Annotated in this window: 17 protein-coding genes and 1 pseudogene; 3 read left to right on the forward strand and 15 right to left on the reverse strand. The window is 68.6% G+C overall.

The features are described from left to right. Positions 1-113 precede the first annotated feature (113 nt). Positions 114-911, forward strand: coding sequence for an arginase family protein (locus RPX00_RS22655; protein WP_406642226.1), 798 nt, complete (start codon positions 114-116; stop codon positions 909-911). A gap of 146 nt (positions 912-1,057) precedes the next feature. Here RPX00_RS22655 and RPX00_RS22660 read toward each other — a convergent pair whose 3' ends face one another. Together RPX00_RS22660 and RPX00_RS22665 are read right to left on the reverse strand one after the other, a co-directional pair. Beyond that, positions 1,058-1,444, reverse strand: coding sequence for a GntR family transcriptional regulator (locus tag RPX00_RS22660; RefSeq protein ID WP_406642227.1), 387 nt, complete (start codon positions 1,442-1,444; stop codon positions 1,058-1,060). Beyond that, on the reverse strand, positions 1,445-2,173 hold the full coding sequence (locus tag RPX00_RS22665) for a hypothetical protein (RefSeq protein WP_406642228.1): 729 nt from the start codon (positions 2,171-2,173) through the stop codon (positions 1,445-1,447). It lies immediately after the preceding gene. A 349-nt stretch (positions 2,174-2,522) separates the two neighbouring features. Here RPX00_RS22665 and RPX00_RS22670 point away from each other — a divergent pair, with 349 nt between their 5' ends. Next, positions 2,523-3,821, forward strand: coding sequence for a PucR family transcriptional regulator (locus RPX00_RS22670; RefSeq protein WP_406642230.1), 1,299 nt, complete (start codon positions 2,523-2,525; stop codon positions 3,819-3,821). Between the two features lie 333 nt (positions 3,822-4,154). Here the strand turns inward: RPX00_RS22670 and RPX00_RS22675 are convergent, their stop codons facing one another. After that, entirely contained in the window at positions 4,155-5,666 is a 1,512-nt protein-coding gene (locus tag RPX00_RS22675; protein ID WP_406642232.1) for a DUF6801 domain-containing protein, read from the reverse strand. A gap of 229 nt (positions 5,667-5,895) precedes the next feature. Here RPX00_RS22675 and RPX00_RS22680 point away from each other — a divergent pair, with 229 nt between their 5' ends. Then, positions 5,896-6,846: an RCC1 domain-containing protein gene (locus tag RPX00_RS22680; protein ID WP_406642234.1), complete on the forward strand. Its 951-nt coding sequence runs from the start codon at positions 5,896-5,898 to the stop codon at positions 6,844-6,846. Between the two features lie 46 nt (positions 6,847-6,892). Here RPX00_RS22680 and RPX00_RS22685 read toward each other — a convergent pair whose 3' ends face one another. The 12 genes and pseudogenes from RPX00_RS22685 to RPX00_RS22740 all read right to left on the reverse strand — a co-directional run bounded on the left by RPX00_RS22685 (position 6,893) and on the right by RPX00_RS22740 (position 18,767). Continuing rightward, positions 6,893-7,504, reverse strand: coding sequence for a DUF6801 domain-containing protein (locus RPX00_RS22685; RefSeq protein WP_406642235.1), 612 nt, complete (start codon positions 7,502-7,504; stop codon positions 6,893-6,895). 329 nt (positions 7,505-7,833) lie between these two features. Beyond that, the gene (locus RPX00_RS22690; RefSeq protein WP_406642237.1) at positions 7,834-8,469 is read right to left on the reverse strand and encodes a hypothetical protein; all 636 of its coding nucleotides are present in this window, start codon (positions 8,467-8,469) and stop codon (positions 7,834-7,836) included. Positions 8,470-8,503: 34 nt separating this feature from the next. Beyond that, complete coding sequence (locus tag RPX00_RS22695) at positions 8,504-8,974, reverse strand: hypothetical protein (RefSeq protein ID WP_406642238.1); 471 nt, start codon at positions 8,972-8,974, stop codon at positions 8,504-8,506. Between the two features lie 728 nt (positions 8,975-9,702). Beyond that, positions 9,703-10,722: a hypothetical protein gene (locus RPX00_RS22700; protein WP_406642240.1), complete on the reverse strand. Its 1,020-nt coding sequence runs from the start codon at positions 10,720-10,722 to the stop codon at positions 9,703-9,705. Further along, positions 10,701-11,906, reverse strand: coding sequence for an MCE family protein (locus RPX00_RS22705; RefSeq protein ID WP_406642242.1), 1,206 nt, complete (start codon positions 11,904-11,906; stop codon positions 10,701-10,703). The genes RPX00_RS22700 and RPX00_RS22705 overlap by 22 nt, the downstream gene beginning before the upstream one ends. Beyond that, a complete protein-coding gene (locus tag RPX00_RS22710) occupies positions 11,906-12,958 on the reverse strand; it encodes an MCE family protein (protein ID WP_406642244.1) in 1,053 nt (350 codons plus the stop codon). The genes RPX00_RS22705 and RPX00_RS22710 overlap by 1 nt, the downstream gene beginning before the upstream one ends. Beyond that, positions 12,955-13,941 (reverse strand): MCE family protein, encoded by a 987-nt coding sequence (locus RPX00_RS22715; RefSeq protein ID WP_406642246.1) that lies wholly within the window; start codon positions 13,939-13,941, stop codon positions 12,955-12,957. The genes RPX00_RS22710 and RPX00_RS22715 overlap by 4 nt, the downstream gene beginning before the upstream one ends. Continuing rightward, the gene (locus RPX00_RS22720; protein WP_406642247.1) at positions 13,938-14,921 is read right to left on the reverse strand and encodes an MCE family protein; all 984 of its coding nucleotides are present in this window, start codon (positions 14,919-14,921) and stop codon (positions 13,938-13,940) included. Before RPX00_RS22720 ends, RPX00_RS22715 begins: the two co-directional genes overlap by 4 nt. Further along, positions 14,918-15,917, reverse strand: a pseudogene (locus tag RPX00_RS22725) (MCE family protein). Before RPX00_RS22725 ends, RPX00_RS22720 begins: the two are co-directional and overlap by 4 nt. Further along, positions 15,914-17,155 (reverse strand): MCE family protein, encoded by a 1,242-nt coding sequence (locus RPX00_RS22730; RefSeq protein WP_406642249.1) that lies wholly within the window; start codon positions 17,153-17,155, stop codon positions 15,914-15,916. Before RPX00_RS22730 ends, RPX00_RS22725 begins: the two are co-directional and overlap by 4 nt. Continuing rightward, complete coding sequence (locus RPX00_RS22735; RefSeq protein WP_377870395.1) at positions 17,152-17,994, reverse strand: MlaE family ABC transporter permease; 843 nt, start codon at positions 17,992-17,994, stop codon at positions 17,152-17,154. Before RPX00_RS22735 ends, RPX00_RS22730 begins: the two co-directional genes overlap by 4 nt. Further along, positions 17,994-18,767 carry an MlaE family ABC transporter permease gene (locus RPX00_RS22740; RefSeq protein ID WP_406642250.1) on the reverse strand — a complete coding sequence of 258 codons (774 nt, stop codon included), beginning with the start codon at positions 18,765-18,767 and terminating at the stop codon, positions 17,994-17,996. Before RPX00_RS22740 ends, RPX00_RS22735 begins: the two co-directional genes overlap by 1 nt. Positions 18,768-18,849: the final 82 nt, after the last annotated feature.

Below are 18,849 nucleotides of genomic sequence, written 5' to 3' on the forward strand. Positions count from 1 at the left end.
CCCGCGCCACTTTTTTCGGTACGAGGGGTCCCTTCGCTCCAAAACGGAGCGAAGGGACCCCTCGCACTATTTGCCGCTCGCTTTTTCCGGGGGTTTCGCGCTAGCGTCGAAGCATGCTGATCAACGCGGTGCCGCAATGGCAGGGCGCGATCAGCCCCAGAGCGAGGGGGCTGATCGAGGGCTGCCGCGCACTTTCCGAACTGGCCGGGCACGTGCTCGGCAAACCGGTGCACCACGTACGCCAGGACCCCGCGACGTCCGGCGTCGTCACCGGGATAGCCAACCGGGCCGTGCTCACGGGCATGAACCGGCAGCTGCAACTCGCCGCGCTGGAAGCGCCGGAAGGCCCGGTGCTCACCATCGGCGGCGACTGCGGTGTCGAGCTGGTCCCGGTCGGCGTCGCGCGTTTCCGTTACGGCGCAACGCTTGGCGTCGCGTGGTTCGACGCGCACGCGGACCTGAACACGGTGGAGTCCTCGCCGTCCGGCGCGTACCACGGCATGGTGCTGCGGTCGTTGCTCGGCGAGGGCGACAAGGATTTCGCCGCGAGCCCCGCGCTCGAACGGGGCCGGGCCGTGCTGTTCGGCACCCGCTCGCTCGATCCGGCGGAAGAGGAAGCCGTCGCCGGCGGTCTCGCCGTGCGCTCCGACGACGTCGCCGGAGCGCTGAACGCCGCGGGAGCCGAACGCGTTTATCTGCATGTGGATTTGGACATTCTCGATCCCGGGGAGTTCGCCGGAGTGAATTATCCGGAACCCGGCGGTCTCACGATCGCGGAATTGGTCGCGGCAATCGACGGGCTTTCCGGAATGGACGTCGTCGGCGCGGGCATCACGGAATGCGCCGGCACGGAAGTGGCCGCGCTCGAACCCGTGCTGGCCGCGGTGGGGAGGGTGCTGATGGAGGGCTGAACCTCCGCGCCGAGGCGGTGAGGATCCGCGCCTCGTCCGGTGAGTGGACCACGGGAACGCACGGGCACGAAGGAGGTGTCCCCAGACCGTGCGGAAGACGGTTCACCGAACGGCGAAAACCGCGCCGGCCGGACGATCGCCCGGGTTCACCGCGACGGTGCGTCCAGGCTCGCCAATGCCACGCGCACGGCGTCGACGGCTTCGTCCGGCGCGACCCCGAGTTCCCGGCTGTGCCGGGCGTACTCGGCGGCCGCGTCGCGGAGCAGCGCGCCCGGATCCGGCCGGTCGGCCGGGCCGGTCACGACGGTTCCGCGTGCTCGTGCGGTGGTGACCCATCCGGCGGACTCCAGCTCGCGGTACACGCGGGCGATGGTCCCGGAGGCGAGCCCGAGGTCCCTCGAAAGCTGACGGATCGGCGGAAGACGGGCGTCCCGGGCAAGGGAGCCGGTCGTGATCGCGCGGACTATCTGGTCGTGCACCTGACGCCAGGGCGGAACCCCGCTTTCGGCGTCGACCACTACTCGCAGCGGCATCTACCGCGCTGCCGTGGTTGTCGCGCGCTGCTTGGGCGGCGGGCCGACGATCGCGAGGAACGCGGCGACGGTGGCGATGAACGGGAGGAATGTGGCAAGGCTGCCGGCCGTCGTCCAGCCGAGCGTGGCAGCCGTTCCGGTGCCGAGCCCGAGAGCGACGCGGGCGCTGCGAACGCGCAGCGCCAGGTCGACCTCCGGGTCGCCGGCGGCCGGACGCCGCACCGCGAGGAGCACGATGATCCACGACACCGCGGCCGCGCCTACGGTCACCGCGAGCGGGCCCCATTGCCGCACAACGGCGAGGTGCACGACGGCGGCGAGCGTGGCCAGCCCGGAGACGATGATCGTCCACAACGGAGCGAAATCGAGCACGCCGCGCGGTGCGAGCACGGCTTCCCTGCGGGGTTCCCGCGAGGGGCGCTGAGCGAGGATTTCGGCGGCGAGCCCGCCGAGCAGCACCACGAACACCAGCGAGTTCGCGTTCCGTTCCCCGACGAGATCCGCCGCGCCCGGAATCAGCGGGAGGCCGAGAAACAGCCACGGATACCAGAATCGCCTGCGGCGCAGGTAGCGCACGGCCACCGGCACCTGGTCGGCGGCCGGGTTCCGCACGCCCCACTTCACGAGCAGCCGGGCGCCTTGCTTTTCGCCCGGCCACAGCACGATGAGGATGATCAGGCCGAACAGTCCGGTGACGCCCGCGACGGCGATCGCCGAGTCGAGTTGCATGGCGGGTCCCTCCCTCTTGTATCAAGTGCATGCTACAAGAGGGCCGGCGACTCTGCCGCGTGACGTTCTGTGGTCGTCCTCGGCGCTTGCTGGGTGACCGCTGAAGGCAGGTGCCCGGGTTCGCCCGTTCGTACGCACGGGCTGGCGCGCCTGGTGGTGTGTTGTCGCGACGTGCTGCCCTGACCTCGTGAACTTGTCACAAACGTGACAAGAAATCGGTTTCTCCCCGGACTTGTGACACGTTTAGCGTTGGTTTTTCGATGTGTCGGGTGTCACCCCTCAATGGATGCGGGGGTTCCGGCGGCGCTCCGGCGCCGCCGGTGGACCGGGGCGGAGCGAAGGAGCTGCGATGTCGGTGGAGCGCGGACTCGATCACGCTGTGCCGTCGGCCGCGCTGCCGCGCAAGCTCGCCGAAATCCTTCGCCCCGAACTGGCGAGTCTGTCCGCGGAGATCGTCGACGAGATCCGCGCGACGATCCCCGCCTACGCGCGGCCGCTCGACGGTCCGTACGGGAGATCGATCCGTGCGGGCGTCGAGTATGCGATCACGCTGTTCGTCGCGCAGATCGCCGACCCGCGGGCGTCGAAGGAACAGTCGCACGAGGTGCACCATCGGCTCGGGCAGAACGAAATGCGGGAAGGGCGGAGCCTCGACACCTTGCAGTCGGCCTACCGGGTCGGCGCGCGCGTGTCGTGGCGCCGGATCATGCGCGTCGGGCGGCGGGCTGGCCTGTCGTCGGCGGTGATGTCGCAGCTAGCCGACGCCATGTTGGCGTTTATGGACGAATTGGCGTCGGTCGCGCTGGATGGCTACTTAGAGGCGAAAGCCCGCACAGCCGGTGCGTTGGACACTTGGCGGCGAAGATTGCTGGGCGTCCTGCTGGAGGTGCCGGCCGCTCCGCCGAAAGCGATCGCGGAGCTGGCGCAGCTCACCGGCTGGGTCGTGCCGGAACAGGCGTCGCCGATCGCCGTCCAATCGCCGCTGAACGGCAGAGCCCGCCGGCACGCGACGCTGGACTCGGACGTCCTGGCGGAACTCGACTCCGCCGAGCCGTGCATCGTCGTGCCCGGCGCGGTCACCGGTGCCCGGCTGGCGACGCTCCAGGCCGCGCTGCCGAATTGCCGGTTGTCCGTCGGGCCGTGTGTGCCGTTGGCCAGCCTCGCCGATTCCCTGCGCTGGGCCCGGCGAACACTGGTTCTCGCCGATCGGGGGCGAATCCCGGCCGAGCGGGTGCTCCGCGCGGAGGACCACCTCGCGGCCTTGCTGGTTCATTCGGACGGTGCGCTCACCGAACTCCTCCGGACCCGGCTTTTCGCCCCGCTGGCGGAGATGACCGATAAACAACAGGACCGCCTGCTCGAAACGCTGCGCGCCTGGCTCGACAGCCAAGCGAACGTGGTCGAAATCGCCGAACGTCTGCAAGTCCATCCGCAGACGGTGCGGTACCGCATGCGCCAGCTGCAGGCAACGTTCGGCGAGCTGCTGCGTGATCCCGCCGCGCGGTTCGAAATGGAACTGGTCCTTCGCGCGGCCACGCCCGAGCAGCGGCACGCGGAACTGCCTTGGCCGACCCCGCTCAAGCGCACGAGCGTGGTGCCCGCCAGCCGGCGGCCCAGCTCGTGCGAGAACGCCAAAAGCCGCCGCTGACCAGCGGATCCCGGCTTTCGCCAAAAAACGGCGAATCCGGTTTCGCCCGTGGATGGCGACAGCGAGTGCGGTTTCGCTCGCAGGTCCCGGCGAGATGTTGGCACCTGGGAGACGCGGCGTGCCAGCTGTCGGTTGGCAGCGCGAGTGGCCGCTCGACGCCGAGCCGAGTGGCGCGGTAGAAAAGCCGATGCCGAAATCGCCGTGGGGCGGTCCAGCGAGATCGTGCTGCGGGCCCGGAGCGGCCGCTTCAAGAAGAGAATCGGTGATGCATCTCCGGATGGCGTACCCCATGAGCTGACTGCGGTCGGCGCTGAAAACTGGGCGCCGGAGCGGTCAGTGCGGAGTGGCTGTCGCGGAGGCGGGCGGGACCGGATTCGTCGATGAGGAGCCAGTGTCAGCCGTCGGTTGCTTGGCTGCCGCGGTGTTCGGTTTGGGGGTCGAGCCAGGCGGGGTCGGGGGCGGCGGGCACTGAGTGTGGTTCGGCTTGGTGCATTCGCCGAAGTTGACCGCGACGACCTTGGCCTGGTTGATGTTCGTGGTCGTGGAGGCCATGCCGGTCAGCAAGGGGTTGAGCGGTTCGCTGGTGCCGCAGTGGACGAACGGGGGCAACGTGAAACCGCGGTAGTCGGGGTCCGCCGCGTTCGGGTCGGTCCCGACGGTGCCGCCCTGCAAGGCGTTGTACGGGCCGAAGAGGTTGAGGGAAATCGGCGAGGCGGAGACGCAGTCCGGGCCGAGGTCGAGGGGGACGCCGTTGACCTTGGCGTTGCTCATCCTGGCCATGACTTTGACGTGCGTGGTCAGGATGGTCTCGCCGGGCGGTGCGCTGAGCTGGGCGTTGAGTTCGATCAGCTTGGCGTTGCGGTAGTCGACGGGCAGGAACTCGACCGTGGCGCTCACCGGAACGAAGCCGAAGCCCAGGAAGGTCGCGGTGACCGGTTTGAAGCCGACGGAACCGGTGATGGTGCTCGGATCGTGCTGGATGCCGTTGTCGTCCAGGACGATGGTCCAGACTCCGTTGAGCAGGCCAGTCGGTTTGCTGGTGACGGTCGCGCCCAGGCGATAGATCGACGAGTTGGCGACGATCTGCACCAGGTTCAGCGGCGTCACGATGGTGAAGCCGCCGCTGTCTTGCGTGGCGGCTTCGTTGCGCGGCGCGGCGGGCGGCGGGGTTTTCGGGTTGCCGGCGCTGGGTTTCGTGAGGGCCGGGGCGACGAGGATGGAGGCCAGGGTGGTCTTCTGGCCCGGGGCCAAAGTGCACCGGACCGGGGCAGCCTCGGTGGTGGTTTCGGTGGCCGGTTTCAGGGCGATCGTCGGGGCACCGACGTCGAAGGTGACTTCGCCGGGGACGGTGATCGCCTGGTCCGGCAGGTCCGCGGTCGCGGTGACCTGGACGTCGCCGTTTTCTGGCAACGGCGTGGGGGCGATCGTGAACGGCGCGGGGATCGCGGTGCTTTTGTCGCCTTGACGCGCGGTCAGGTCCAGGGTCAGGCCGCCGCGGAGGCTGGTGGCCGGGGCCGGAGCCAGTTGTGTGGCGACGGTCCGGGGAAGCGTGAACGACGCGGTCAAGGAACGGAATTTGACCGCGGAGCCGACTGTCGCCGTCGCGGGCAGGATGGCGGTCGTTGTGAGGGCGATCCGCTGGGGGCCGGCGGCGAACGGGCAGTCCAGGGCGACGGTCGCGGTTGCTTGTTGTTCGTCAGACGAGGGCGGGGCGGCCGGGGGCGTCGGGTCGGTCGCGGCGGAGCTGATGCCGGTGAGGCCGCCGGTTCCGATCGACAGGGCGGCGAGGATCGCCAGGGCGGCGAAAGGAGTGCGGCGGGCAGCAAGTCTGCGGAGTGCCGGCATTGAGACGCCCTCCTCGCCCGCGGGGAATCGTTCTCGGGCGAAGTTACCGGTGGGTTTACCAAGCGGGCAAGAGGGCTGGCCGCGAGGAGGTATTTCCGTTGGCGCAGCAGGGTTTTCTTATGCTCGCGGGCTAGTTCGGAGCGGGGTTTTCATCGGAATCTGACAAAGAATCCACGAGTCCGCCGACGGCTGCGAGGATCGCCGGAAAAGCGCGGAGAAAGGAGCTGCGATGGCGGCCGGATACAGACGGTGGGGCAGGACCGCGACGCTGGTTGCCGCGGTCGTCGCGCTCGGAGCGAGCGGCGTGAGCGCGGCTGCCGCGAGTGAGCCGCAGTTGATGGCGGCGAACGGTGTGTACGCGTGGGGAGTGACGAACGCGATCCTGCGGACTCCGAAGACGGTTGCGTCCGGGGTCTCTTCGGTGTCGGCTGGCGGGCTGGTCGCGTTGGCGCTCAAGGACGGTGCCGTGATTGCCTGGGGAGACAACAACTTCGGCGAAACAGAGGTGCCGGCGGACCTCGCGTCCGGGACAAGTCAGATCGCCGCGGGTTGGACGCACGGGCTCGGGCTCAAGGGCGGCAAGGTGTACGCGTGGGGGAACGACTGGTACGGCCAGACCGATCTTCCGTCAACGGTGTCCAGCGGCGTGACGGCGATTTCCACCAGTTCGGTGCACAGCCTCGCGTTGCTGCAGAACGGCCAGGTCGTGAGCTGGGGCAGCCGGTCGGACGTGCCGGACTTCGCGCAGTCGGGCGTCAACGCGATCTCGGCGGGCGGGGACCACAACCTCGTGCTGAAGAACGGCAGCGTGCTCGCGTGGGGCAACAACACTTACGGCCAGGCAACGGTTCCGGCGGAGGCGCAATCCGGGGTGACGGCGATTTCGACCGGGTTCGAACACAGTCTCGCGCTCAAGAACGGCGGCGTGCTCGCGTGGGGGCGCGACAACGTCGGCCAGACTGACGTGCCCGCCGCGGCGACGAGCGGGGTGGTCGCGATCGACGCGGGGTGGAACCACAATTTCGCGTTCAAGGCGGACGGGACCGTCGTCGGCTGGGGCAACAACACTTACGGCCAGGCGACGGTGCCCCGGCCGCCGATCTGCGGCCCGGTCGTCAGCGGGTCCGCGGGCGACGAGTTCAGCCTCGTGGTGACGGATCGTTCGATTCCCTGCCACTGAACCGAGGGCGGAGGGACGGCCGCGCGCCGCCCCTCCGCCGGATGGGTCAGCCGATCGTGCCCGACGGGCTGAAGTCGGTGCCCGACGGAGCGGTGCACGTCATGGTCCAAGGAGTCCAGCTGTTGTCGGACGCCTTGTGGAACTCGAGTTGCGCGGAGAGCGTCGTGTCGAGGCCGAACGTCACCGTGCCGGGGCTGCCCGGCGCGGTGTAGGTCGGGATCGACGACGACGGCGTCTGCGCGATGTGCACCGTGATCGCGCCGCCCGCCGGGTAAATCTGCTCCGGGATCTGCAGGCCGGAGGCGGACGACGGGGACAGCGAACCGTTGTCGACAGTGATCGGGACGTCGGCGGTGCCGCGGATGCCGTCGTAGCCCGCGGCGGTGAGCAGCGCGTGGACCAGCGCGGTGATGGTGGCGGTGCCGGAAACGTTGGACGGCGTCGTGGTGCCGTTCACGGGGATCGTGTCCGGCCCGTCGAACTGGGCGGTGACCGACACGTTCTGCGCCGGGATGGCCGGGAACGTGCAGCTGTAGTTCGCGGGGCCGGCCTGGTAGGTCGCGGTGGCGGCCGAGGCCGTGCCCGCGGTGAGGATCGCGATCGCGCCGACCGCGACGCCGGTCACCGCGCTCGTGGACAGTTTGCTGAGCCTGGGCATACCATTCTCCTTAGATCGGACTGCGGTTTTCGCGGCGTCCTGCGCAGTGGGGACGGAGGTGTGCGCGGATTCCGTTCCGGGGCATTCGCCGGAAACGGGAGCGGGTCCGGTGAGGAATCCCGGCCGCGAGCCCAAGGTTACCCGCGAGTTCAGTCGGCAACAACCCTGTTTCATGCCTGTTCCGCGGTTCGGAAACTGGACCGATTCTTTTGTCGCCGTCGGCGTAAACGGTACCGGCGTTTCGTGGGAAGGTGACAATTCGCGGAAGATCGGGTATGCGAAAACGGGATGCCGGAAACTGTGCCGGCATCCCGTTTTCGCGTGCTGGATCAGTTCTTGGAGGTCAGGGTGAGCGAGATCGTGTTGTCCGGTCCGGACACCAAGGCGCCGAGGGCGAGATCGGCGATGAAGCAGTTCTTGAAGTCGGGAATGGTGTACTTTCCGCTGAGCGTGATCGGCTTGGTGATGTCGACGTTCGCCGCGGTCAGCGTCAGGTCGATCGGCTGGACGGTCGTGCAGCTTCCGGGCACGGTCGGCACGGGGAAGACCGGTTCGATCGGGCCCGCCCAGATGTCGCTGATCTCCATGTTCGCGGTTTCGTGAGTGGTGAGGGTGCCGTTCGCGAGACTGCCGGTCGCGGGCGCGGTCGGCTTGACGGTGACCGTCGCCTTGATCTTGAACCCGCCCGCGAGCAGTGAAATGTGCGCGGTCGCGGGCGGCAATTGCAGATCGGCTTTGAGACCGACGGCTCCGGTTTGGTCGTCGACCAGGAGATTTCCGGCGAGATTGCCGGGCCCGAGGGCGAGAGTGCTGCCGGTCTTCTTCACCACTGTGCTGCCGGTAACCGAGTAGGAGATCGGAATGGGGATTTCGGTCGCCGACGCGGGAACAGCGGCGGCGAGGCTGACTGCGGTCGCGGCGGCCGCGGCCAGCGCGCCGGTTCTGACGATCCGGGAAATGGGCATGACGGTACTCCTTCGGCGGTGAGGAAACAGAATTTCATCGGGGCACGAGATCGGTGACGAACCAGTTTCCGTCAATTCGCTGAGCGGTGACGGACAGTTGTGCCGCGGCCGTCTCCGGAGTGGCGGAATTCCCCCTTGCGGCGGACTGGTCGAGGAAAACGAGCAACTGGGCGTGGTCGTCGGTGAGCTGCTGTACCGAGGTGGCCGAGACGCGGGAGGTGAGAGTCAGGCGCTGATTCGGGGCCATGGTGCGGACCTGGGCGAAGAGTTTTTCGTAGGACTCGCGGGCGCGGCCGCGCAGCAGGGAGGCCGCGGCGTTCTCGGTGACGTCGGTTTTGTCGTAGGTGTAGGAGAAGATCTTGGTGAGGGTGAGGCTGATCGCGGAGGCGACCTCGGCGGTGGCGGGCTGATCGGTCAGCGCGCGATTCGAGGCGGCGGCGGACGCGGTGATGGAGCGGGCTTCGACGGTGCACCAGACACCGGCGGCGGTGAGGAGGACGGTCAAGGCCAGAAGGATCGCTGGCAGGCGGCGGGAGGTTGTGGGATGAGGCGAGGAGGGAGTTGGTTCGGCGGGGAGGAGTGCGGACGCGGGGGATCGGGTGGGTTCGGGGCCGGTGACGGCGGGTTGGCCAGTGCCAGTGCCAGTGCCAGAGCCGGTGCCGGTGCTGGTGTCGGCGGGTTGGCTGACGTCGGTCTCGGTGTCGGCGGCGGCGGGTTGGCTGGCGTCGGTGTCGGTCTCGGCGGGCGAGTGGCCTGAGCCGAGGGCGGTTGCGGGCTGGTCGGGAGGTGAGTCGGCAGGTGATGGGGTGACGATGGGAGGTTGAGTGGCGGCGTTGGACGGGTGAATGGCTTCGGCGGCGGTGATTCGCTGCTCGGCGGTCGGCTCGTGGCTGGGCTCGGTTGAGATGGGCCCAGCGGACGGCTGTGCGGTCGCGCGATGTGCGGTGGAGTGCTGGGCGGCGCGGGCCTCTGCGGTGGGCTGGGCTGTGGCGGGTTCGGGCCGGTTGGTGGGCTGGGCCGTGGTGGGTTCGCGCCGGTTGGTGGGCCGGGCGGAGTCGGCTTCGGGTCGGTTGGGCGGTCGGGTGGAGTCGGCTTCGGGTCGGTTGGGTGGCTGGGCGGAGTCGGCTTCGGCGGCAGTGGTGGGCTGGTCGGCTGGCAGGTGCTCGGATTCGGTTGCGGCAGCGAGGGAATCCGTGTGGCCGTTGCGGGCCTTCGACCGGAGTCGTGCGGGTTTCATGAGGCGGCCACTCCCAGTTGGTCCAGTGAGCTGAGTTTCCAGCCGGATGCCGTGCGGGCCAGGGTGGCGGTCAGGCGGGTGCGGCGGGTGGGTTGCGCGGTGCCGTCCTTGGTGACGGTGATTTCCACTGACGCGAGGAGTTTCGCGGTGCCGGCTTGGGGGTCCAGGTCGGAGAGTCCGGCGTCGAGGACATGGCCGGTCATCGCGGCACCGGAGGGCGGGATGGTGCTGGGCAGGGAGGTTTGGAGGGCACCGGTTGTCGCGGCTTGCCAGTGGGCCAGGTCTTGGTCGCGGTGTTGCGGGTCGAAAGTGGTCACGGTGGTGATCAGGGCGCGGCCCGCGGTGACGGCTTCGTCTCTGGTCGCGCCGGTGGTCGAGGCGGGGGAGGTTGCGGCGGTGTGCCAGGACCAGGCTGACCAGGCGGCGAAAGCGGTGGCCGCGGCCAGGGCGATTCCGGCGGCCCACGTCAGGGTGCGGCGGGGGGACCTGGCCGGGGATGCAGCGGTGGCGTCGGGGCTATCGCTGGGCTGAGGCGTGGGTTCGGTCGTGGCGGCAATGCTGTCGGCGGGTGGGGGAGTGGCGTCGGTGGTGGCTGCGCTGTCGGTGGGCGAGGGAGCGGCGTCGGTCGCGGTGGTAGCACTGTCGGCGGGAGGGAGAGTGGGCTCGGTTGCGGCGGCAGCGCTGTCGGCGGGCCGGGGAGCGGTGTCGGTTGCGGCGGTAGTGCTGTCGGCGGGCCGGGGAGCGGTGTCAGTCGCGGCGGCGGTGCTGTCGGCGGGCCGGGGATTGGCGTCGGTTGTGGTGGTTGCGCTGTCGCCGAACGGGTGGTCGGCGTCGGCAGTGAGGGTGGTGCTGCCTGCGGTGTCGGTTGCGGAGCCAGTGCTGGCAACCGATTCGACCGGGGAGGTGGCATCGGTCGTGGTGTCAGTCGCGCTCGCCACGGAGACCTCGGCGAGGTGGCCAGCATCGGACCCGAGCGGCAAGGAACCAGTGCGAGTCAGTTTCCCCGGCGTAGCCACAGCATCTCCTCCAGATCAGTCGAAGTCGGCAGCCCCGCGACAACCCCCGGGAACCCGCCGGGCTGGGCAGGCGTGGGAACCCCGGCGTGCGGAGCGTTCTGTGAGCCGCGGACTGAAGACGGGTTGCCCGCGGGCAGGGTGCATGCCGCGGAGGTATTGAACGGAAGCACCGGCAACTCAGCGCTGCTGCGGATTTTCGTCCCCTCATACCCCTTCCGGCACGGCGGCGGGTCGAAGAACGTCAGCGCCAGTGAGAGCTTCCCGCCGTCCGGGGTGATGGCGGAGGACGTCGCAGCGACGGTTTTCGGGAGGGTCACCAGCAGTTGCTCCAGACCGTCGGTGCGGGCGCTGAAGACGTCCGCCGTCGTGAGGAGGTTTGCCATCAGGATGGGGAGGCCTGGGCTGGTGTCTCGGAGCAGGCCCGTCACCTGCGAAGCAGCAGGCGGAGCGGTGGCGATCAGTTGCCGTAAGTCGCCGTCGGAGGAGGACAGTTGGGTGGCGAACAGGTGGGCGTTGCGGCTGAAGTCTCGCCAGGCATCGGACGACGCGGCTTGCGTTTTCAGCACAGTCGAGCCGTCGTTGATGAGTTTTGTGGTTTGAGGCAGGTGTTTGGAGGCGGAGTTCGTGAACGACCGCGCGGTGTCCATCAGCAGTTGCAGGTTTGGGCCGGTGCCTTGCAACGCGTTGTCCAGTTCGTTCACTACCGTGCGCAGGTCCTCGGTCGGCACTGACGCGGTCAGCGAGTCCACATCGGACAGGAACGTTTGTACGGGTAGCGGCAGGGTGGTTGCGCTGCGGGGGATTACGCTGCCGTCTTCCAGGTACGGGCCGCGGTCGGTGGGGGGTTGCAGGTCGACGTATTGCTCGCCAACCGCGGAGCGGTTCGCCACGATCGCGCGGGCGTTCGACGGAATCGGAGGGGCTGAGGTGTCCAGTAGCAGGTCTGCTTCCATGCCGTGGTCGGTCAGGCGGAGCTGTCCGATCCGGCCGACTGCGACGCCTCGGTAGGTGACTTCTCCGTTGGTGAAGATGCCGCCGCCTTCGGCGAGTTCCAGGCGGACGGTGTAGGTCCCGGCTCCGAACAGGCGCCCGATTCCGGCGTATTTCGCGCCCACGAAAGCGGTCGCGGCCAGGGCGATGACGACGAATGCGATGACCTGGACCCGGATCCGTCGGGTGAGCATCAGCGGCCTCCTGGCGAAAGCGGCAGGGTCGGAAGGCCTGGTGGGACGCCTTGGCCGGGTGGCGGAAGCTGGACGTCCGAGCCGGGGACCAGTGACGCGTAGACGTTCAGGTAGTCGCCCTTGATCGCTTCCAGCACGGGATCGGTGAAGGGGAACGAGGGCAGGATCTCCAACGCCTTCGGCAGGTTCTGCCCGGCATCGGCCAGGCGGCGCAGGATGGGGGCGAGCGCGCGCAGGTCGGCGGCCAGGTTGTCGCGGCTCTTGTTCGTGACGTCGGTGGCCACTGTGGACAGTTGGTCCAGCGACTGCAACATGGTCACCAGTTGCGGACGCTGGTCGGTGAGGGTTTTCAGGCCCGGCGTGAGGTCGGTGAGGGCGTCGGCGATCTGCGAGTTCCGGTCGGCCAGTGTCGCGGAGAGGTGGTTGAGGCCGTCGAGTGCGGCAGTGATGTCGTGGCGGTGTGCGTCGAGGTTCGTCATCAGCTGGTTGACCCCGGCGAGGAAGCTGCGGATCTCCTCCTCGTTGCCGTCCATGGCCTTGGTCAGTTCGCGGTTGATCGTCTGCAGCTGTTCGATTCCGCCGCCGTTGAGCAGCAGCGACAGTGCGCCGAAGATCTCCTCGAACTCCGGGTTGCGGTTGGTCCGCGACACCGGGATCACGGCTTTGTCGGCCAGCTGTCCGGAGGGCGACGAGATCGGCGAAGCCAGTTCCACGAATTTCTCGCCCAGCAGCGACGATTGCCGCAGGCGGGCGACCGCGTTCGCGGGCAGGTGGACGTCGCCGTTCACGGCCAGGACGGCCTCGGCGGTCCAGCCGTCGGCGCCCAGCCGGATCGACTGGACTCGGCCGACCGGGACGTCGTCCACCTTTACCGCTGCCTGCGGGACCAGGTCGAGGACGTCGGCGAACTGGACGGTGACCTCGTACGGATGCGCGCCGAGGTCCGCGCCGCCGGGGAGCGGGAGGTCGTAGACGCCGTGGAAGCCGCCGGGGGCCGCACAGCCGGCCAGCGTGCTTACTGCCAGCGCCAGGAAAAGTCGTCGCGCCTTCATCGGCCGCCTCCCGTCGCCGACACGAGTGGCAGGTATTCCAGCAGGTCGGAGCGGCCTTGCAGACGGCCGGTTTCCGGATCGACGGCGTTCAGCACGTTGGAAGCGGCCAGTGGGGCGACGTCCAGCGCTTCGGCCAGCGAAGCGCGTTGATCGACCAGGAGCTGGGTCGTGTCGGCCAGTTTGTCTACATTGGACTTAATCGCCGCGCGGTTGTCCCGGATGAAGCCCTGGACGGACGCGAGCGCGCTGCCCAGCGAACGCAATGCGTCGGACAGTTCGAAGCGGTTTGCCGAGAGGGTGCCGGAGACCTTGGCCAGCTGCTGGTTCACGTCCGCGACCTGACGGTCGTTCGTGGCCAGCATGGTGGTGAACTTCTGCAGTTCGTCGACCGTGCCGAACAGGTCCTCGGAGTTGCCCGCCAAAGTACGCGCGAGACGGGCGAAATCGCGGACGGAAGTGTTGAACGCCTTGCCGTTACCGTCGAGGTTCGCCGCGCCGGTGCGGAGGAGGTCGGACAGCGCGCCCTGGGAGTTCGCGCCGTTCGGGCCGAGCGCTTTGCTCAGCGTGTCCAGGCTTGAGTACAGCTGGTCCAGTTCCACTGGCGTGCCCGTGCGGTCGGGGGTGATGACCGCGCCGTCGGCCAAACGCGGGCCGCTGCGGGCGAGTTTGCCCAGCTGGACGTAGCGGTCGGCGACCACGCTCGGGGCGATGACCAGCGCGGTCGTGTCGGCGGCGACCGGGATGTGCGGATCTACCGATAAGTCGACACGCACCTGGCCGCCCTGCGGAAGCACGGCGGTGACCTCGCCGACCTTCACCCCGAGCACCCGGACGTCGGATCCGCTGTAGACGCCGACGGCCCGCGAGAAGTACGCCGTGACGCGGTAGCGGCCGGAACCGGAGAACACCCACCACAGGACGCCGCAGATCACCAAGGCCAGCACCAGCAGGAAGACGACGAAACGGTATGCGCGCGTGGTCATTTCGCGCCTCCCTTCGGCGGGGTGCACGGATCGCGGTTCTCCGGGATGAGTCCGCACAGGTAGCTGTCGATCCAGCGGCCGTTGCCCGCGGAGTTGTTCAGCACGCGGAAGTACGGCCCGGCGAGTTTGAGGCTTTGCGCGAGGTTCGCGTCCTGCCGCTGCAGGAGGTCGGTCACCTGGTTGAGCTGCTGCAACGCGGGCGCGAGCTTCTCGGTGTTGTCCGAAACCAAGCCGGACAGCTGCTTCGCGAGCTGCTGGGTCCCGACGAGCAGCTGGTGGATCGCTTCGCGGCGGTGGTCCAGTTCGGTGAGCAGCAGGTCGCCGTCTTTGACGAGCTTCTCGAAGTCGTCGTTCGAGTTGGCGATGGTGGTGGTCAGTTTGCGGGCGTTGGCCAGCAGTTCGGCGATTTCGCTGTCGCGCGACGAGACCGTTTTCGACAACGCGCTGAGCCCGTCGAGCGCGGTACGGACGTGCTGCGGCGAGTTGCGGAAGGTGTCGCTGATCGTGGCGAAGCTGCTCGCGAGCTGCTTTGTGTCGATCGCGCCGGCGGTGTTGGCGAGGCCGTTGAACGCGTCCGTGACGTCGTACGGGGTCACCGTGCGGTCGCGCGGGATGGGCTGATCCGGGTTCTGCTCCGCGCGGCCGGCGGGGTCGAGGGCGAGGAACTTGCGGCCCAGCAACGTTTTGATCTTGATCTGCGCGGACGTCCGGTTCCCGATCCACGCCTTCTTCACCCGGAAGCTGACCAGCACGTGGTCGTCGTCGAGGTCCACCCGGGACACTTCGCCGACCTTGATCCCGGCGATCCGCACCTCGTCGTCCGCCTGCAGCCCGGCGGCCTCGCTGAATTCCGCCTGGTAGGTGGTGCCGCCGAGGAACGGCAGGTTGTTGTAGTTGAGCGTGCCGGTGAGGACCGCGGCCAGCGCGACGCTGCCGACGACCCCCAGCACGAGCGGATTGCGCTCCCGGAACGACTTCACGCGCCACACCTCGCCGCGGTCGCCGGCACGCCGCGCGGCGGCGACGTTTCCAGGGTGGCGCTGCACAGGTAGAAGTTCATCCACGAGCCGTACGACCCGAGCGTGCCGATGCCGTTCATCTTGCGCGGCAGCGTGGTCAGTGCCTGGTCCACGTCGGCTTCCCCTTGTTCAGGTTCCGGGTCAGCGCGTCGAGGCCGGAGATGCTGTCCTTCAGCCCCGGCCGGATTTCGGTGAGCAGGCCGCTGGTGGACTGCGTCAGCGCGGCAAGGCCGGACACCGCGTCGCCGATCGCGGTGCGGTCCTCGGCGAGCCCGGACACGAGCTGGCGCAGGGTCGACACCAGGGTCGCGAGCGAATCTCCCTTGCCGTTCACCGTTTTCAGCACCGAGTTCAGGTTGCCGATCACCTCGCCGATCACCCGGTCCCGGCTCGCGAGCGTGCTGGTGAGCGATCCGGTGTGCTGGAGCAGTTCGGTCACCGTGCCGCCTTCTCCTTGCAGGACTTGGACAATCTCGCCGGACAAGTCGTTGACGTCCTTCGGCGACAGGGCTTGGAAGAGCGGTTTGAAGCCGTTGAACAGGTCGGTCAGGTCGAGCGCCGGAGTCGTGCGGTCCAGCGGGATTTCGCCGCCTGGCGGCAGCGTCCCGGCCGCGGCGCGGGGCGTTCCAGCGCGAGATAGCGCTGGCCGACCATGTTGCGGTACTTGATCACCGCGGTCACGTTGGCGGGCACCGTGCGGCCGTTTTCCAGCGAGAAGCTGACGTGCGCGCGGTTCTGGTCGACCACGTCGAGGCCTTCGATCTGGCCGACCTTCACCCCGGATATCCGCACGTCGTCGCCGACGTTCAGAGCGGTGGCGTCGACGAAAGTAGCCCCGTACCGCTGGCTGTCGCCGACCGAACCGCCGGTGATCGACAACGCGAGAACGACCGTCGCGAGCACGGTGACCAGGATGAAGATCAGGCTTTTGACCAGGGGAGCGGCAAGGTTTCTCACTTCGCCGTCACCTCCGTTCCGCGGTAGAGCGGGCCGACGAGCACGCTGCTCCACGCCGGGACCTCGGCGGTCGAGATGCCCACCGAAGGCGCGATCAGCGGAGCCAGGAACTGCTGCTCCTGCGGGGAATTCGCGATGCCGAGATCGCCGGACGACGGCACGGCCGCCGGAGTTCCCTCGCTCGGTGCCACCCCGCTCGGGTAGCAGCGCGGGCCGGTCTTCTCGGTGTAGGCGGGGGCGTCCTTGCCCGGCACGTACTTCCCGCGTGACTGCGACACGGTGACCTCGACGTGCAGCCCAGGTTCTTTCGTCCCCGCGCCGAGAACCCGGTCCATCGCCGGTTTTAAGTCGGTGAGCGCCTGTAGAGTGCAGGGGTAGCTGGGGGAGTATTTAGCGCCGATTTCGAGCGGACGGCGGCTGTCCGCGGACAACGCGATGATGTTGTTTCGGTTCTGCCGCAGGAACGTGGTGAGATCGCGCGACGACGCCGTGACCTGCTGGTACAGCGAGCCGAGGTCCGTGCGTTTCGCGTCGATCGTGCCGAGGGTGACCGACGAAGCGGTGAGCGCGTCGAGGAGATCGGGTGCGATGTCGCCGTACATCCGGGTGACGGTGGCGAGGTCGCGCACGTTCCGGTCCAGTTGCGGCAGGTTCGGGTTGAACCGCCGCAGATAGTCCGACGCGGTCGCCAGCGTCTGGCCGAGTTCCGCGCCGCGGCCTTGCAGCGCGGTGGACACGGCGGTCAGCGTGGTCGCCAGTTTCTGCGGCTGCACGGCCTTGAGCACCGGCAGCAGGTTGTCGAAGACGCGTTCCAGCTCGATCGCGTTCGCCGACCGGTCCTGCGAGATCACGTCCCCGGAACGCAACGGCCGCTTCCGTCCGGTGTCCGGAATGGACAGTTGCACGTACCGCTCGCCGAAGAGCGTCTTGGGCACCAGCAGCGCGGACACGTTGACCGGCAGCCATTTCACCTGCTCCGGGTCCAGCGCCAGCGAGATCTCCGCGCCGGCGCGGGAGGCGTGCACGGCCCGGATTTCGCCGACCACCACCCCGCGCGCCTTCACCTGTCCGCCCGCGCGCAGCTGGTTGCCGACGCGATCGGCCTGCAGCGTCACCGGAACCGTCGTGGTGAAGTCCTTGTTGTAGATCTTCACCGTGAGCACCACGAACGCCGACAGCACCGCCAGGAACAGCACCCCGGCGGTGCGGACGCGGGTCTTGTGCCATCGCCGGTTCATCCGGCCACCTGCACGGTCGTCGTCGCGCCCCAGATGGCGAGGCTGAGGAAGAAGTCCAGGACGCTGATCGCGACGATCGCCGTCCGCACCGCCCGGCCCACGGCGACGCCGACCCCGGCCGGGCCGCCGCTCGCGCGGAAACCGTAGTAGCAGTGCGCGAGCACCACGACGACGCTGAAGATCAGCACCTTCCCGAACGACCACAGTACGTCGCCTGGCGGCAGGAACAGCAGGAAGTAATGGTCGTACGTGCCCGCCGATTGGCCGAAGCCCCACACCGTGACCTGCCGCGACGCGAGATACGACGACAGCAGACCCACCGCGTACAGCGGAATCACCGCGACGAACCCGGCGATCACCCGCGTGGTCACCAGATACGGGACGCTCGGGATGCCCATCACCTCGAGCGCGTCGATCTCCTCCGAGATCCGCATCGCGCCCAGCTGCGCGGTGAACCCGCAGCCGACCGTCGCCGACAACGCCAGCCCGGCCACCAGCGGCGCGATCTCGCGGGTGTTGAAGTAGGCCGAGATGAACCCGGCGAACGCCGACGTACCCACCTGGTTCAGCGCCGAATACCCTTGCAGCCCAACGACCGTCCCGGTCGCGACGGTCATCCCGACCATCACGCCGATGGTCCCGCCGATCACCGCCAGCGCGCCGCTGCCGAAACTCACCTCGGCCAGCAGCCGGACGATCTCGCGCAGGTACCGGCGCACCGCGCGCGGCACCCAGCCGAGCGCGCGCAGGAAGAACAGGATCTGGTCGCCGAGGGTGTCGAGGAAGCCCAGCCGGCGGTCGATGGCCTCGAGTACGCGGGTCGGAGTCGGGGTGGCCATCAGCTTCCCTTCGGCGGCACGAGCTGGAGGTACACCGTGGTGAGGATCAGGTTGAGCACGAACAGCAGCAGGAACGTGATCACGACGGACTGGTTCACCGCGTCGCCGACGCCCTTCGGCCCGCCGCGCGGGTTCAGCCCCCGGTAGGACGCGACGACCGCCGCGACGAACCCGAACAGCAGCGCCTTGATCTCGCTGATCCACAGGTCCGGCAGTTGCGCCAGCGCGGAGAAACTCGCCAGGTACGCGCCCGGCGTGCCGCCCTGCATGATGACGTTGAAGAAGTAGCCGCCGAGGACGCCGACCACGCTGACCATGCCGTTGAGGAACACCGCCACGCCCATCGCGGCCAGCACCCTCGGCACGATCAGCCGCTGGATCGGCGAGACCCCGAGCACCTCCATCGCGTCGATTTCCTCGCGGATGGTGCGCGAACCGAGATCGGCGCACATCGCGCTGCCGCCCGCGCCCGCGATGAGCAGCGCGGTCACGATCGGGCTGGCCTGCTGGATGATCGCGAGCACGCTCGCCGCGCCGGTGAACGACTGCGCGCCGATCTGCGTGGTCAGCGACCCGATGTGCAGCGCGATCACCGCGCCGAACGGGATCGACACCAGCGCGGTCGGCAGGATCGACACGCTCGCGATGAACCAGAACTGCTGCACGAGTTCGCGGAACTGGAACGGGCGGCGGAAGGTCAGCCGGACGACGTCGAGCCCCAGTGCGTAAAGCCGTCCGGTCTGACGCAGTGCCGCGGCGCCGGGAAACGCCATCGCCCGACCTCCCAGCGTTTTCCGGGCACGGCGGAATGCCCGCCGAACGTCCGTTCCGGGGCTGATCCGTTTGGCGGATCGG

The organism is Amycolatopsis sp. WGS_07 (assembly GCF_045278895.1).
Classification (GTDB): Bacteria; Actinomycetota; Actinomycetes; order Mycobacteriales; family Pseudonocardiaceae; genus Amycolatopsis.